The sequence below is a fragment of the Thiobacillus sp. genome (genome assembly GCF_013693775.1).
Lineage (GTDB): Bacteria > Pseudomonadota > Gammaproteobacteria > Burkholderiales > Thiobacillaceae > Thiobacillus.
Genome location: NZ_CP059257.1, coordinates 53,798 through 69,302, shown reverse-complemented (window position 1 = coordinate 69,302; position 15,505 = coordinate 53,798). Strand labels below are relative to the sequence as shown.

Annotated in this window: 13 protein-coding genes; all 13 read right to left on the bottom strand. The window is 58.3% G+C overall.

The annotated features are described in order from the left end of the window. Positions 1-6 precede the first annotated feature (6 nt). Entirely contained in the window at positions 7-687 is a 681-nt protein-coding gene (lolD, locus tag HZY77_RS00340; RefSeq protein ID WP_296817718.1) for a lipoprotein-releasing ABC transporter ATP-binding protein LolD, read from the bottom strand. Then, a complete protein-coding gene (locus HZY77_RS00335) occupies positions 680-1,924 on the bottom strand; it encodes a lipoprotein-releasing ABC transporter permease subunit (protein ID WP_296636670.1) in 1,245 nt (414 codons plus the stop codon). Before HZY77_RS00335 ends, lolD begins: the two co-directional genes overlap by 8 nt. Before the next feature lie 59 nt (positions 1,925-1,983). After that, positions 1,984-2,730, bottom strand: a complete 747-nt coding sequence (locus HZY77_RS00330; protein ID WP_296817716.1) for a WecB/TagA/CpsF family glycosyltransferase — start codon at positions 2,728-2,730, stop codon at positions 1,984-1,986. Positions 2,731-2,814: 84 nt separating this feature from the next. Continuing rightward, entirely contained in the window at positions 2,815-3,942 is a 1,128-nt protein-coding gene (locus HZY77_RS00325) for an acyltransferase family protein (RefSeq protein WP_296817714.1), read from the bottom strand. A 14-nt stretch (positions 3,943-3,956) separates the two neighbouring features. After that, positions 3,957-5,459: an oligosaccharide flippase family protein gene (locus tag HZY77_RS00320; protein WP_296817712.1), complete on the bottom strand. Its 1,503-nt coding sequence runs from the start codon at positions 5,457-5,459 to the stop codon at positions 3,957-3,959. A 121-nt stretch (positions 5,460-5,580) separates the two neighbouring features. Then, positions 5,581-7,344 carry a glycosyltransferase gene (locus HZY77_RS00315; RefSeq protein ID WP_296817710.1) on the bottom strand — a complete coding sequence of 588 codons (1,764 nt, stop codon included), beginning with the start codon at positions 7,342-7,344 and terminating at the stop codon, positions 5,581-5,583. Positions 7,345-7,470: 126 nt separating this feature from the next. Continuing rightward, positions 7,471-8,505, bottom strand: coding sequence for a glycoside hydrolase family 5 protein (locus tag HZY77_RS00310; protein ID WP_296817708.1), 1,035 nt, complete (start codon positions 8,503-8,505; stop codon positions 7,471-7,473). 214 nt (positions 8,506-8,719) lie between these two features. Then, entirely contained in the window at positions 8,720-9,643 is a 924-nt protein-coding gene (locus HZY77_RS00305) for a glycosyltransferase family 4 protein (protein ID WP_296817706.1), read from the bottom strand. Continuing rightward, positions 9,633-10,859: a polysaccharide polymerase gene (locus tag HZY77_RS00300; RefSeq protein WP_296817704.1), complete on the bottom strand. Its 1,227-nt coding sequence runs from the start codon at positions 10,857-10,859 to the stop codon at positions 9,633-9,635. Before HZY77_RS00300 ends, HZY77_RS00305 begins: the two co-directional genes overlap by 11 nt. A 58-nt stretch (positions 10,860-10,917) precedes the next feature. Further along, complete coding sequence (gene epsG, locus HZY77_RS00295) at positions 10,918-11,802, bottom strand: chain length determinant protein tyrosine kinase EpsG (protein WP_296817703.1); 885 nt, start codon at positions 11,800-11,802, stop codon at positions 10,918-10,920. A 26-nt stretch (positions 11,803-11,828) separates the two neighbouring features. Beyond that, the gene (gene epsF / locus HZY77_RS00290; protein ID WP_296817701.1) at positions 11,829-13,220 is read right to left on the bottom strand and encodes a chain length determinant protein EpsF; all 1,392 of its coding nucleotides are present in this window, start codon (positions 13,218-13,220) and stop codon (positions 11,829-11,831) included. A 22-nt stretch (positions 13,221-13,242) separates the two neighbouring features. After that, positions 13,243-14,028, bottom strand: coding sequence for a polysaccharide export protein EpsE (epsE, locus tag HZY77_RS00285; protein WP_296817699.1), 786 nt, complete (start codon positions 14,026-14,028; stop codon positions 13,243-13,245). A gap of 80 nt (positions 14,029-14,108) precedes the next feature. After that, positions 14,109-15,458: an XrtB/PEP-CTERM-associated polysaccharide biosynthesis outer membrane protein EpsL gene (gene epsL, locus HZY77_RS00280; RefSeq protein WP_296817697.1), complete on the bottom strand. Its 1,350-nt coding sequence runs from the start codon at positions 15,456-15,458 to the stop codon at positions 14,109-14,111. Positions 15,459-15,505: the final 47 nt, after the last annotated feature.

Here is a 15,505-nt window from a genome sequence, read left to right as displayed (position 1 = left end):
GAACGCTCAGAGGACTTGCAGCATCCCGTCGACCAGCCTGATCTGGCGGTCCATGCGCGCGGCAAGTTCGACGTCGTGGGTCACGACAACCAGGCTGGTCTCGTGTTTGCGGTTGAGTTCGCGCATCAGGTCGAATACGGCATTGGCGGTATGACGGTCGAGGTTGCCGGTCGGCTCGTCGGCCAGGATGCAGGCGGGCCGAGTGACCAGCGCACGCGCGATGGCGACGCGCTGGCGCTCGCCACCGGACAGTTCGCCGGGACGATGGACAAGCCGATGCCCCAGGCCCACCTCGTTCAGCACCTCGGTTGCGCGGGCCATGGCCTGGTCATGCTCCATACGGCGGATAGTCAATGGCATGGCCGCGTTTTCCAGCGCGGAAAATTCCGGCAATAGGTGATGGAACTGGTAGACAAACCCCAACGCGGTATTGCGCAGCTGGCAGCGCGCCGCCTCGGAAATGGCGAACGGATCCTGCCCCAGCAGCGCCACGCGGCCACGCGTTGGTACATCAAGGCCGCCCAGCAGATGCAGCAACGTGCTCTTGCCCGAACCCGAGGACCCGACGATGGCAACCGACTCTCCGGCATTCACTTCGAAGTCGACATCACCCAGTACCTGTACATCGACCTTGCCCTGCCGGAAGGTCTTGCCCAATCCGCTACAGCGCAGCACGATCTCACTCATAGCGCAACGCCTCCGCCGGATTGATGCGCGAAGCGCGCCAGCTTGGGTACAGCGTCGCGGCCAGACTGATGAAGAGCGAGACACCGGCAATGATGCCCACGTCACTCCATACCAGTTTGGACGGCAGTTTGCTGATGTAGTACACGTCGGCCGGGAACAGGTCCATGCCGACCATGTGCTCGATGAAAGGCACGACGGTTTCGACGTTGAGCGCGAGCAGTACGCCGCTCGCCACCCCCAGCAGCGTGCCGAACACCCCGATGAACGCACCCTGAACGATGAAGATGGCCATGATCGACAAGGGCTTGGCTCCAAGTGTGCGCAGGATGGCGATGTCGGACTGCTTGTCGGTCACGGCCATCACCAGGGTGGAGACGATGTTGAAGGCCGCCACTGCGACGATCAGCAGCAGGATCAGGAACATCATGCGTTTCTCGATCGCCACGGCGCGAAAGAAGTTCGCATGGCTTTGCGTCCAATCGGTCAGGTAATAATGACCGGTGAGACTGTTCGCCAGTTCGCGCGTCACGAACGGCGCGCGGAACAGGTCATCGAGTTTCAGCCGCACGCCCGACACGTCGTCGCCCATGCGCAGCAGCTTCTGCGCGTCCTGCAGATTGATCAGGGCGAGGCCAGAATCATATTCGAACATGCCGGCCTCGAAGATGCCGATGACGGTGAACTGCTTGACACGCGGCATCACGCCTGCCGGCGTGATGTTGCCCTGCGGGGTCAGCAGCACCAGCTTGTCGCCGGGCACCACATCCAGCGCGCGCGCCAGCTCCGCGCCTAGGATGATGCCGAATCCGCCCGGCTTGAGATCGGTCAGCTTGCCCACCTTCATGTGCTGCGAAAAATCGGCTACCTGGCTTTCGAGTTCCGGCAGCACGCCGCGGATAATGGCGCCACGCACCATGTCGCCGTTGGCCAGCATGCCTTCCGCGTTGACATAGGGTGCGCCGGCGAGCACTTCCTTGTTCTGTTTGGCCTGTTCCAGCACATTGCGCCAGTCGGCCAAGTGATCGGCCGACCCGCTGATCTCGAGGTGTGCCGCCACACCGAGAATGCGTGTCCGCAACTCATCCTGGAAACCGTTCATCACGGAAAGCACCACGATCAGCGCCATCACGCCCAGCGCGATGCCTGCCATGGAGACGATGGAAATGAAGGAAATGAAATGATTGCGGCGCTTGGCGTGGGTATAGCGCAGGCCGATCAAGAGCTCAAAAGGAAGCAAGGCATGACTCGCGGACGGAATACCCGAAGTATGCCATAGCTGCTTTTTCGCTCGTCAGCCTACCCCCGCGGTCGATCGTCCAAACGATACTGATAGCAATATTTCAGGAATTTCGCTATATCCACCGTATAGCGTTGCGCCAGCCGGTTCGGTTCCAGGCATAAACGGAAAAACCATTCCATTCGCATCTTTTGTACAAGAATCGGCGCCCGGGGCTTATCGCCGCCCCAGAAATCGAACAATGCCCCCACCCCAGCCAGAATAGGGACATTCAAGTGCCGACGATAATCTAGTATCCATTTCTCCTGGATCGGATTGCCTAGCGCCACCAGCAAGATATCGGCCTGTGCCCGGTTGATCGTTTCCAGCAGATTCTGCTTGGTTTTAACGCACCGGTATCCATCGCACATGCCCACCACTATCTGGCCCAGTTGCCGCGTTGCGTATAACGCGGCTTGCCGCAACACCCCAGGTTTTCCACCTATCATGAATACCCTGAGCGGCGTGGCCGACTGGCGGAACAGGAACGGCACAAAGTCCGTACCATTCAGGTTCTCCTCGAAGTGTTCGCCCTGCATCAAGTTAGCAGCGATATCCATGCCGACACCATCATTGACGATGACAATTCCCTCCTGCGCCATTCGCACGTGCAAATCCCGGCATTGCACAATGAAGTTGGTATTCGCAAANAATAACGCAACCTGCTCGCCTTGTTGCCGTCGCATGAGCAAGTGCGCTGCAAGGTCGGCTGACGTGGTTTTGCGAATGGCAAAACCGCCTATTCGAACGTTCTCTTGTGTTGACATGGTCAAATTCCTTTCGTGAACATGCGCGCATTGCGCATGGCCCGGAATTTCAGGTTGCCGCTTTCAGCGGCTCGGACATCCTCGTTAGCGGTTCCCGGGCAGGCTCCCGAATTCGATGCTTTGGATGTCTTGCGGAAGGGCGTGCTTCGTTCGTCCTTTGCCCATAACAAAAGGGAAAAANCGCCGTATGAACACTGAAGCTGGATAGCTCGACAACAACGCTGCTGTGGGGAACAGCAACGTCCAGATAAAAGAAGATTCCTTGAAGTCGCGAGGGAAGCCGAACACCACGACGGCGATGCCGGTGAACACGCTGAACATCAATAAATGGGTGGGAAAAATAATGATGGTGTTTTGAGATAACCATCGGAAAACACGCGTGGCCGGCTGCGCAATGGAGAAGTAGAACAGCGCGAAAATTCCCAGATAAGCGCCTGGAAAATACAGAGCCCGGTGGCTGCCAAACTGGAGCGTGTTCAAATCGACATTGCCATTGATGTTCGCGACAAATGCAACCGCGGCCAGCATCAGGAACGCAAGAATTCGTGCGCCGGTCTTGGAAATCCTATCTGACGTCGCCTTTTGATATCCGCGGAAAAAATGGCCGGCCGAATAAAATGCGATAGCCACGACCGCGTTATCCAGTCCCCATGGCAGACGCGGCCAGGACCGATCGTAGAGAAGGACAAAAACAACGCCCAGGCCATTCAGCGCGACCAGCAGAAAGGCTGCCGAAAAATATTTCCTCGCAGCGAAGAAAATCAACGAGGTCGTGAAAAGACACGTAAANAACCACAGCACGACATTCACGAACAGTGCGTCGCCGTTGCCGACCAGAATGCCCATCAGGGGTGCTTGCCAGTCCATCCCGACGTATTTGACGGCGCTCGCCGCCATGTCATGCGTCGGCAGCCAATACAGATAGGACACCACGAAAAAGAACAGGTAGGGCAGTGCAAGTCCTTTCCACAAGGCGGAGAAGTACGCTCTATAGGGCAGGGCCAATTTGGCTTCGGTCAAAAGCAGTCCGGAAATAAAGAAGAACAGCGGCATGTGGAAGCTGTAGATCACATGCTTGATGAACGGATCCAGACCCGGGGCATGTCCGACGACGACCAACACCATCCCGATGGCTTTCATCGTGTCTACATGCGTGAGCCTTCCCGTCCGCATTTCCGAAACCGATTCAGGATTCATGTTTGCGTTGACCATCGCTTTCGATCCCTTTACGAGGGGTGCCCCAAGACTTTCCCTGTGCGCTCATCCTCGCCGGGAGCGCGATTTTCCAACCCGCGACGCATAGGGAATCCTGACGAACCCCGCTCGAAACCGGCCAGCCGACGAACCGCTCCGGCACCGGCGCCATAGGCGACTAAACCGGTCATGCCGGCAATAATCAGCGAGGACCATTCCGTGACGTCCATGCCGGTCAACGGCAAGAGATGTATCAGGATGGCGCTGAGGGCTGCGCCCGCTCCCGCAGGCAGGATCGTCACCACGAAGCTGCGCAAGGACATGCCGAGTTGTCGGCCGATCGCGAACTTCATTGCCACCATTCCCGCCACGCTGCCCAGGGCAAAACCGGCGGCGACACCCGTCGCACCGTTCGTGCGCGCCAGCACCCATGCCAGCGTCGTCGCCAACAACATCTGCGCGAGTGCGAGTTTGGGAACACGTGAGGTTTGGCCCGTTGCGAACGAAAGATTCTGGCCGAGCGCGAAAACCGCCTGCCCCATGTAAGCGACCGACAGCCAGCCGAACAAGGCCGCGCTGGCGCGCCATTTCTCGCCAAAGACGATGACGACCATCGGTTCGGCCAGGGCGGTGACGATGGTATAAACCGGCGCCAGCAACAAGAGCGTCATGGCCAGCATACGGCCATAAATTTGTCGCAAGGCCGCCGGATCGCGTTGTTGCTGCACAAACAAGGAGACGCTGACGCGTCCCAGTGACGCGCCGATGACGAGATACGCTGCCGATAGCACGCGTTTGGCCAGATTGTATAAACCGGTTGCGTAGGGACCGAGCAGCACCGTGACAAGCGCAGCATCTCCGCTTGTATTGGCGTAGTTCAACAATGCCGACGCGCTCACCTTATTCATCTCGCTGGCATGTCTGCGGATCAACGCAGTCGACCACGACCAGCGCGGCCGCCAGGTGCGCCATTCGGCCGCGACCGCAATCAGAAGCGCGACGACGCCTGCGACGAGCTGTTGCGCCACGAGCGCCATCGCCCCCGCGCCCTGGTAGACCATCAACAACGCCACCACTCCNCCTGCGCTCACCGAGCAGAGGGAACGGATCGCCAGCAGGCGAAAGTTGCCTTCGCGCAGCAATCGGGCCTCATGGGCTCGAACCAATCCAAACAAGACGATGACGAGGCTCATGCCCAGCAGTACCGGCATCAGTTCGGGCGTTCCGAAAAAGCGCACCAGCAGAGGCGACGCGAGCGCCATCACGGCCGCCAGCACCAGCGACACGATCGTGCACAGGGTGAACAGCCAGTCGAACAATGCATCGTTCGAGTCGACGCCGCGCACGACCGGCATCGCGATCGCATCAAGCAGCGTCATGCGAACAAACTGCACCATCAGGTGGGCAATGGCGAGCAGGCCGAATTCATGGGGCGTCAACCAGTGGGCGAGCACGGCGAAGATCGCAAAGGACAACGCCTGTTGCGCGAAGTTATCCGCGATGGACCAAGCCGACTGGCCTTTCCATGCAATCATGCCTGTGCCCCCGTGGTGCGAGGCGGAATGGGAGTCCTCGCCGCGATTTCGCGCACGGCCGGGCTGATGGAAAAGCGCAGCGCCATCGATCTAAAGCAAGAGGCGGTGAGAGCGAAAATCTTCACGCGACCGAATCCGCCCCGGCACGCCATCCCCGAATGCGGGATTGCACGCTATGCCATTTGAAACGCGCCTGAGCTGGCCGCCCCGCGAACAAGGCGACAAGCGAGCCGGCCAGAGTACGCACACAGACCCAGGGGAAGTACCAGGCTGGAAATCCGGCGCGGCGAATCACACGTCCAAATCCGCTTTCGTAGCGGCCTTGCCGTTCGCGCGCGGCCTCGTCGAACGTACGGGTTTTCACCGGATGCCGCAGGACCAGTTCGCGATCGAACATGATCCGGCCGCCGGCTTGCAGGCCGCGCAAGAGATAATCCGTTTCCTCGCCCGCTCCCCAGGCTGTGCCGGCGCCCACGCCCAACGTCTCGTCGAAAGGTCCGATGCATTCGACCAACCCGCGACGAAGAAAAATGCTGAACGAAATGGCACCGCGCCACACGGTATAGCGGTTGAGGACTTGCGAACGTCCGAGCCAGCGCCCCTCGGTACGGTCGTTCTCGTCGACGAAGCGCCCGGTCAGACCATCGAGGCCCGCGTCGAGTTCGAAGCGGGACGCGACATAGGACAGCAATCCGTCGGGATACCAGCAGTCGTCGTCGGGAAAGGCCACAAGATCTCCGGTGACGTGCTGCAGTCCAGCATTCCGCGCGCGCGACAGCCCCTTGGGCGAGACGACGCGCTCGATTGGAAAATACGGGCGATACGCTTCGATCAAGGGCAACAGTCTGTCGTCGGGATTCTGATCGACGATGACAAGTTCGACGGCGGGATAGTCTTGTCTCTTCAGCGACGCCAGAAAACGACCGATTTCTTGCGTGCGGCCCAGGGTGCCCATGACCAGGGAAAACTTCGGTGTGCGTTGTTTTTCGCCTTCGAAACGCACCGACGGCAGATGACTGAGCCATGCGTCGTAGAGTGCGCGAATCTTCCCGTAGGCGTTATCCAGATAACGTACGTTGCAACCCATCAGCGCGGCGGCCAGCCCGATGTGCAAACGATTGGTCCATACGAAATAGGCAGATTTCACAAACGCCAGCAGGTCGCGGCTCACCAGATCCGATTCCTCGCGGAAACGGTATTGGGAACCGTAAAAACTAGGGACATCGCGACGTGGATCACCGGGTTCGGCGAACGTGGCTTCCGCATCGGCCCGTATCACGCACAGGGCGCCCCCNAGCGCAGGACGCAGGCGCCGCAGCGCCATCCGCCATCCAGCATAGGTGTGCAGTTGGCCGTAACGTGCAAACCGGGCCCACATGCGCAGACCGCCATAGCGGCTACACCGCGCGAAGAGCCGCTCCGGGTCGATATAGAGGGCCATGTCGGGCGCGAACATCACCTCGGCCCTTGTTCCCGTGGCTTTCACGCGCGCCAGCGATTCGAGGTCGCGGCATACCAGCGTGAAGCGCGTGTCAAGGCGCCGGAGCAGATCCTGATGGCCGCGTATGGAGTGCGGCAGCACGAGCGCACGCGCTACGCCGACCTGCAGACAGCGCTCCAGAAAATCGCGGCAATTATCGTATTCGGGAACCAGATTGCCACCGCCGCTGTAGATTGCCGTGTCTCCGGCAACGATGTCGCGCGTGGACGAGTAGCGGGGAGCGATCTGGCAGTCCTCGAAAAATTGCCAGGTTCCAGCGGCGATCAAAGCATCGCCGGCATTGCCCTGATTGGGAACATACTTGATCGCACCTGGGGCGTCCGCCTCCAACGCGTCGAGCGCGTCCCTCAGCGGTTGCCAGGCGCGAGTATCTTTAACGAGCATGGCGTCATCCTCCGGAAGACTGGATTAACCCGCCCGAACATACTGCGACGGCGCGGCGGAACAGCGCACCGACCGCACCAGCACGGCGGAGCGGAGAGAAATAAGGGGGTTCCATGGCACACGGCTTCATAGGTATTTCTTCAATATGGCGGTTTGCGGCGCATCTTGTCCGTTGTGCGGTTCGATGCTAAATGGATACGAGCCCCACCAGCTGCCCGCCGCCCAGTACGTCCACCCACGCCAGACGCTCGTGTCTTGCATATGTCCGAGGATCGCATCCAACGCAGCCAGGCACTCCGGACCGGATGGCACGCCGAACTCACCCAGAAAGAGTTTCTGATTGTTGGTCTTTGCCCATTGCGTGATGTCGTCGAACATAGGCGACAATTTCTCGACTGGCACGCAAGTCCTGCCAGTGCCGGAATAGTTGGCGTCGGCGTATTGGTGGACTTCCAGCAGGGTGCGACTCAGCGGATCCTTGAACTTCGCGAAAGCTGATGCGTTCGAGGTCGTTCCAATTGTCTTTTCCCACTCGTGTACGCCGCTCCAGCGTCCGCCTGAAGCCAGCAGGAGATTTTTNGCTCCCGTTTTCCGAATCGCGACAATCGTGCGTTGCGCCGCATCGGCCCATTGTTCGATGGGCAGCTTGGCGGGCTCGTTCATCAGGTCGAACGCGACGGTGCCAGCGTCGGCGAAATGAGTCGCCAGCCGCGTCCACAAGTCGATGAATGCCTCGACTGGCACCTCTTCCGTGCCTATGACATTGCCGCGATAGGCCCCGTAGTTATGGACGTCAAGGATGATGCACATCCCCTTCGCCTTGGCCAACGCCACGGCATCCGAGATATTTTTCAGTTCAGCTGCGTCGAGCTCTCCCAATAGAGTTGGCTGAACCCTCTCCCAGCGGAACGGCAAGCGAACTGCGTTCATTCCGATGGAAGAGAAGTACGCAAACTCCGCCTGGTTGGGATAGATATAGTCCTTGGAAAGCATGCCCGGCAGCTTGGTGCCGTTGAACTCCGCGCCCGACAAATTCACGCCCTTGAGTACATTTCCCGACTCGCAACCTGTCGCCATACCCGACACGGCCCACCCGGTGGTGGCAAACGCACTTAGCAGGCATACGGTTTGTTTGATCCTGCGTGTGGTCTTTATCGACATATGGCTTTCCTCAAGGTTGGGTCAACCAGGGATCGATAGATATCAACGTATTGGTCAGCGACGTATTTCCAGCTGTAACGTTCGACAGAAGACCGGACAAATTCCCGTCTAGGCAGATAGTCGTGTTCGCCCTGCTCGTGAAGCGTTAACAGGGAGTTGACCCCGCTCGCGAGCTGGCGCGTGTCAAGCAGCAAGCCTTGACCCACTTGTTCGATCAGGTTCCGGAATGGGGGATATCGCTTAACACGGGCGTCAATCCGGCGCTCATCGCTTCGATCGGCGCGATGCCGAAGCCTTCGTGATGCGACAGACAAATGAAATAACTGGACTGCCCGATCAGCGATGCCAATTCCTGATCGGAAGGGTTGGCTGCCAATCGGACAGAATCGGCAAGCCCGTGTTGACGAATACGCTCCGCGAGCTCGGCCTCGGTATGGTCGTACTCACGCCCCGCGATAATCAGTTTCCACCCAGGTTGCCGCGTTGCCAGCTGGCGGAAGAATTCGATGATTTCCAGCAGCCCCTTGTTTTCCGACCAGCGGCCGAAATAGATCAGCGTCGGGGTCAGCTCGCGTGCCGATCGATCCGCATATTTCTCGATGTTGACGCCATTCTCGATGACGATTTTCTTGGGTGATTGGACGATGGCGTTGAAAATCCTCCCATCGTTTTCGCTGGTCGCGACAACCCGGTCGTATGCAGTGGATGACAACCTGGTAGCCGTATTGAAATAGACTTTCTTCAGCGTGGCGGCAAAACGGGTGTGAAAGAATCCGCCATGCGTGGAGACCACCATGGGACGGCGATGGATCGGCCGCGTTGCCGCCAGAAAATCGAAAAAGAAATCGATGCCGTGCACATGGATCACATCTGCGTCCCGCACGCGATCGAGAACGCCAGGGCATAAGGGATATCGGCTGGGCCCCCGATACGGCAAACGGACCACTGGAATCCCGTTGATCACTTCTTCGCCGGCCAGAGGCTGGTCCGCGTTTCGAAACAAACGATCCAGCGTCACGATGACCGGCAAATGGCCATGCCGCTTCATTTGGTGCTGCGCGATGCTTTGCACCACATCTTCCATCCCGCCTACCGACGGATAGTATTGGCGCACTACATGCGCGACCTTAAGTGGCATAGTTCAACTCGCTTTCAACGGTTTTCCGCCTATCGGTTTGGTAGACACGCGGCGCTGTCTTCGCGCAGCCGCCGACCAGGAACCACAACAGTCCAGCTGTCTTAAGAGCGAAAAAGGAGGTTCCGCTTACCGTCAGGATCAGGGAGATATACAAGGCCGCATAGGCCCGGAAACGTTCTCCGCACGCGTCCTTCATCTTGATCATCCATAACGCGCCCCACAGCGTCAGACACAGCAGCACGCCCCACCGAGACAGGAGATAGGCGTAACCCATGTCGCCATAAGGAATGTCGAACCCNCGTACGCCGAATAGCTTGGGAACATCGAAGGTCAACAAGGTGCCGCCTGTCCAGAAAAGACGGCCCATCACGTTGTCCGCAAGCCCGCCCTTATAAAACGATCCGATGAGCAGCAGCGCCGCGATCGCGATGAACGGCAGAATGATGACAACCCGATTGGCACGTCCTTTCGCGACGACGCGCATGCCGATCAACAACGTCACCACGATCAATCCATAGCGGGAATCGCTGAGCGTGATCAGACCGATTGCGGACAATAGAAAGAACAACATGTTCTTGTAGTCAGCGGTCGATTTGGACAGGCCCCACGCGGCCACAATGACGGCGAAGTTGCCCAAGGACACCGGCTCCAGAAATACTGAAGAAACGCGATGGGGACCCAGTAGCGAAGGGAGAATCGTGCGGCCGATGCCTTCCGGCCGCAAACCGTTCAGGTTGAGCGCGCTATCGCTGATGTAATTGGTGTCGATGGTGACGGTACCCGTGCTGACGTAATAGGAAAAGACATTCATCAAGCTCGTGTATTGAGGCAGGAAAAACAACTCGAAGAGCCCTACCAGCACCACGGTAATGACGACGATTCTCAAAATCCGATCGGTATATCGGATGTCGGCCACATGGCGGCCAAGCCAGAAAAAGAGCAGTGGAATGGCGATATCCCTGAATCCTTTGAGCTCCAGTGCATTCCGGAAAATCGACAAGAGCACGAGATAGGCAAACACCAGCACCGCGATCGTGACGAACTCAAGCTTGATGCGCCTCGCCAGGACTAGGACGCACCCGAGATAGATCAAGAACTCGGTAAGTGCCACAACCATTGCCGACGTGTGGTGAAGATGTGTGTGGATCACCGCAAGCATTGCCTGGTAAATCACGCTGACGAACAAGATCACCGACACCAGCTTGGTCGACTCCATCCTGTTGGCACCGGACGCTGAGCTCTTGGGGAAGTGCGGGATGAATCGCATGAGTCTGCTAATGCTGATTCAGCACAGTCCCCACCAGAACCGCGCCACTACTCTCTAAGTCCGTGCGGAATGCCGCAGCTGCGGATAGCCGAGTATGGTCTTGGCGCAGTACCAGCAGCGCCCCGCCCATATGCGCCGCAAGCATCACGCCGTCGGCGCCCTCGGTCGCCGCAGCCGTATCGATCAACACCACGTCGTAATTCTTCGACAAGGTCTCCAACTGAGGTGCCGTAGCGGGACGCGCCAGCAACTCGGCCGAGTTCGGCGGCACGGCGCCCGCGGTCATTACAGCAAGCCGGGGAAANGCGGGAATGCGTGCCGCAACCGAGGCGTCGCAGCGACCCGCCAGAAAATCGGACAAGCCAGGGCGGTTTCCGAGATTAAACAAGGTGTGCTGTCGCGGCCTGCGCAGATCCGCGTCGATCAACAACGTCCGTTCGCCGAGCTGGGAAAACACAACGGCCAGATTGGCGGCCAGATAGCTCGCTCCGTCGCCTGCATCGATGCCCGCAACAACCAGGGCTCTATTCCCCTTTGAAAACCAACGCAGCATCAGCTGGCCACGCATGGTGCGTAATTGCTCTATCTGACTGCCGGCGGGCCGGTAAGCAGCAACCAGATCGGCACTGAAATGGGCGTCATCGGGCGCGATGATGGGAATGGAAAACTGTTGCGAAAGCGCCTGCCGAAGGTCGAGTTCGTTGATAAACCCGAGCCTGATGGCGATTTCGCCAAATCGCAGATTTTCCGTTTTNTGCGCCTCCAACACCCGGCCCGCATCCGCGATGGTCAGCTTTCCGGCCTCTCGCAACAGGTGGCCCACCTTCTTGGATTCTTCGCTCACGGGAGGCAAATCACCCTTGAGTTGCGTAACATTCGGTGAATAGGACATTCCGTACTCCTCGTTTCCGCCCAAGGTCACACAGGCCGGGGCGCCGGCAGGCCGAATCTGCGCCCCAACGGCAACAACGATTTATTGTCTGCGGCCATCACGCCCAACACCGGCACGCCCAATACCGTCAACGCGTCGCGCTCAGAACGTATGCGCGGATTCAACATTTCCTTGATCAGGGCCAGCCCGATGCCGAGCAACGTGCCAAGGATGACTGACAACGCCATGTTCAGCGGCAGATTCGGCGCTGATGGCGTCAACGGAACGACGGCGGAGCTCAATACGGATACGGCGGTTTGATCCGCATGGCTTTCCATACGTGTCTGGTTGAAGCGCTCGAGCGCCTGGTCATAGATACGCTGCGCACTCTCGACTTCGCCAGCCAACATCGTCCCGACGTCGCGCTCTGCGTTGAGCTTCAATACCTTCGCTTTTTGTGCAGCCACCGCCGCGTGCAACGCACTTTCGCGCTGGCGTGACACGCTCAGGTCGTTGGCGATGCTCTGCCGCACGGTATGGACTTCGCCTGCGAGCTTGTTGCGCAAGCTGTCAACCTCCGCCTTGGCAAGTTGGTAATCCGGATGATTCTTGCCGACGCGTTCGGACTGTTGTTTGAGTTTGGCCTCGCTCTTTGCCAGCTCTTCCTTGAGCCCCTGGATCACCGGGTTGTTGACGACGCCGGCGGAGGCATCCCCNGCATGGTTCTGGATCGATTGGCTGTTGACGGTTTGCCCCTGCGCGGCAACCAGCTGGCTGGAAAGCTCGGCAAGACGCGTGGATTCGACGTCGAGCTTCTCGTCTAGCGAGACGATCTCGTTGCTTTGCCGATAACGGGTCAATTTGGCCTGGTTNTTCTCCAGATTGCTGCGTAGCACGTCCAATTGGGTGTTGTACCAAGTCGCTGTACGGCTGGCAGGTTGCGTCCTGAGTTGCAGATTGGTCTGGATATAGGCTTGCACAAAGGAATTCGCCAACTGCGCCGCTCGTCTCGGGTCCTCGGCCTTGAACGTGACGTAGAAAACGTTGCTCTGATTTGATGGCTTGACATTCAGATGCCGCAGCAGCTGATCGGCCAACCAGTCCCGAAAAGACGCCGTGGTGCCGACCTCGCTCTGGAATGCGTCGCGGTACTTTGCGTCGTGCATGAGGTTCAGGTTATCGACCACTTTCAATGCCACGCTGTGACTGCCGATGACGTCAATTTGCGTCGTCAGATAACGGGAGACGAGCTCGCCTTGCATCACTTGCCCGGTGACCGGGTCGGCCCCATTCACGTTTACCACCAGCGACGCCGTTGCACTGTATGTCTTGGGATACACCAGGCTAACGACGGCCACCAGCGCGACACAGAGCGTCAGCGTCACCAGCATTAGCTTACGGTGCGCTTTGAGTATCAACAGAAATTGCAGGATATCCATGGGCCTCCCGTTGAAACCACGATTAGAAAAGGCTTTCTTTGACATACACCACATCGTTCTCCCGAACCCGGTCGGTCAACGCGGCGTGAATCCTGACCGGTTTTCCATTCTTGTCATCTCTACGAATCTGGATTCCTCGCTGCGTTCCGCGCGGCGTGATTCCNCCGCCTAGAGAAACCGCCTGCATCACATTCAGATTCCCGGTCAGCCGATAAGCCCCGGGTTTCTGCACCTCGCCGTAGATGTAAAANACAGCGGCGCGGGGAACAAAAATAACGTCACCGCCCGTGACCTGATGGTTCAAGTCGACCTGCCCATCCTGGAACAAAGATTTGGTGTTGATCTTGAATTGCTGTGACTTGCCATCCTGGTTGTGGATCAGGATGACCTCGTCGGCGCCGTCTTCCGCTACGCCGCCGGCCAGCGCCAACAGGTCCGATACCGTGCTCGCACTATCTAGAGGATATTTTCCGGGCTTGTTGACCAGCCCTAGCACTGAGACCTGCTTGCTCCGGTATTCAGTGACGATTAGATTAACTTGCGGCTTCTTGAGAAAATCGCCCTTTTCCAAGCGACTGGCAATCAGATCCTGTGCGGCCGCGGCGGTTTTCCCCGCTACCGATACGCCCCCTATCAATGGAAAGCTGATCTTGCCTTGCTCATCCACGCGCGCATCCGTCGTCAACTCCGGATGGTCGTACACCGTGATATGGACAATGTCACCGCTGCCCAACTGGTAATCCGCTGCCGCAGCCTGCAGGGGGAAGACGGCCAACAACAAAATTCCAAAATGCAAGATCACACTCATCAGGATCTTTACTTGGGAGTTAATGGTCGCGATGCATCTGCACATAGGCTGCCTCGCCTCAAGTTCGGAGATATTCATCATCAGAAATGGCTGCTCACGTTGATCATGGCGCTGTTGTAGCGGTAACTTTCCAGTGCCTCGTTGGAATGGCGTACGCCGCGCCGCAGTATCAATCCAATCTGCGTGTTGCTCCGTACGTTGTACTGAAACCCCGCCTGCGCCATCGTGAGTCGATCCTCGCGAACGGCTTGCGTTGACAGGACAAATCCCGGGTCACCGGCATACGCGATATGGTCGTGGCTGAGACGCGTGCTAAACGTCAACTTCGCGGTAGGCTTCCAGTCCGCGCCCACCGCAACGCCTTGATTCAGGGCGTAACTTGCCGTCGTGTTCTCAATCGCAGAGCTCTCTATCGCATCGATGTCGCGATAGGTCGACGCGTTCAGCATCGTTTTCTCAGTGGCGTTCCACCCCAGTGACAACAGTCCCGTCAATCCTGAAAAATCACGCTGGGGAACGTCCGTATAACCTCGCTGCGTGAAATTCAGCTTGCCGGTCATCGATGTTTTCTCGCTCAGCTTCCATACGGCGGCTACGCCGTTGTCCCACTGCTGATAATCATTGTCGACGGCCACCACGCCAATCAACTGTCGGTTGGGATAACGCCCCTCGCTGTGGCGACTGACCCAGGCCACGGTCGAGCCCTTATCGGACCGATACTGCAGGCCGGCTTTGAGGGCATCCACCGTCGCATCCTGTGGCAGTTGCGCTGCCGCATCGTTGCTCGTACGAACGCTTTCCATGCCGAACTGGACTTGCCATGGATAAGCCAGTTGGATTGCGCCATTTAAACTGCCTCGGCGTGTTCGTATCTGGTTTTTGACAGGCTGCTTCACATTCGTATAGCTTGCCTGTTTGAGCGTGTCTGCCACGCCGACATCACCCGTCACTCGGCTTCCGATCTTCCAAGCCCATTTCAGGGAGACATCGTGGCTATCGTTATCGAGCTGGCCGTAGGTATTGAATCGTGTCTGATTGAGCTCGGCGTGTGCCTGGATTGTCTGACGACTCAGTTTCAAATTCGCATCCATACCGGCCCCCAGCGTCAGATAAGACTCAGCCGTGCTGGATGTTCCCAGTACAGCCTGGGCTTCCTGATCATTNTGCAGACGGAACAGATTGCTGTCGTAGCCATACAGTGCACGCACATAAGGCATGAACGTCTCACCCGGCCCCTGCTCGATTGTGTCTGCTGCCCACGCCGGGCTCGCGACCATGCCTAGCATTGTCAGGAAAACGCCTATTTCAGTGGTCGTCGGCAGTTGCAGGGACAGGAGGCAGATCAAGCGTTTTTCACGACATAGTGTGGCCTGTACCAGATCGAACGCTCGCTCGCGCTCGCTCTCGCCCTGCGTGGTATCGAGCGGCACGGCGAATTTCCATCCGCATCCAGTCTGCTCTATCGTGGTCATGGGAC

Bases quoted from the DNA above. Each gene is read 5' to 3' on its own strand.
- lolD (WP_296817718.1), bottom strand. From the start codon at position 687: ATGAGTGAGATCGTGCTGCGCTGTAGCGGATTGGGCAAGACCTTCCGG.
- HZY77_RS00305 (WP_296817706.1), bottom strand. From the start codon at position 9,643: ATGCCACTTAAGGTCGCGCATGTAGTGCGCCAATACTATCCGTCGGTA.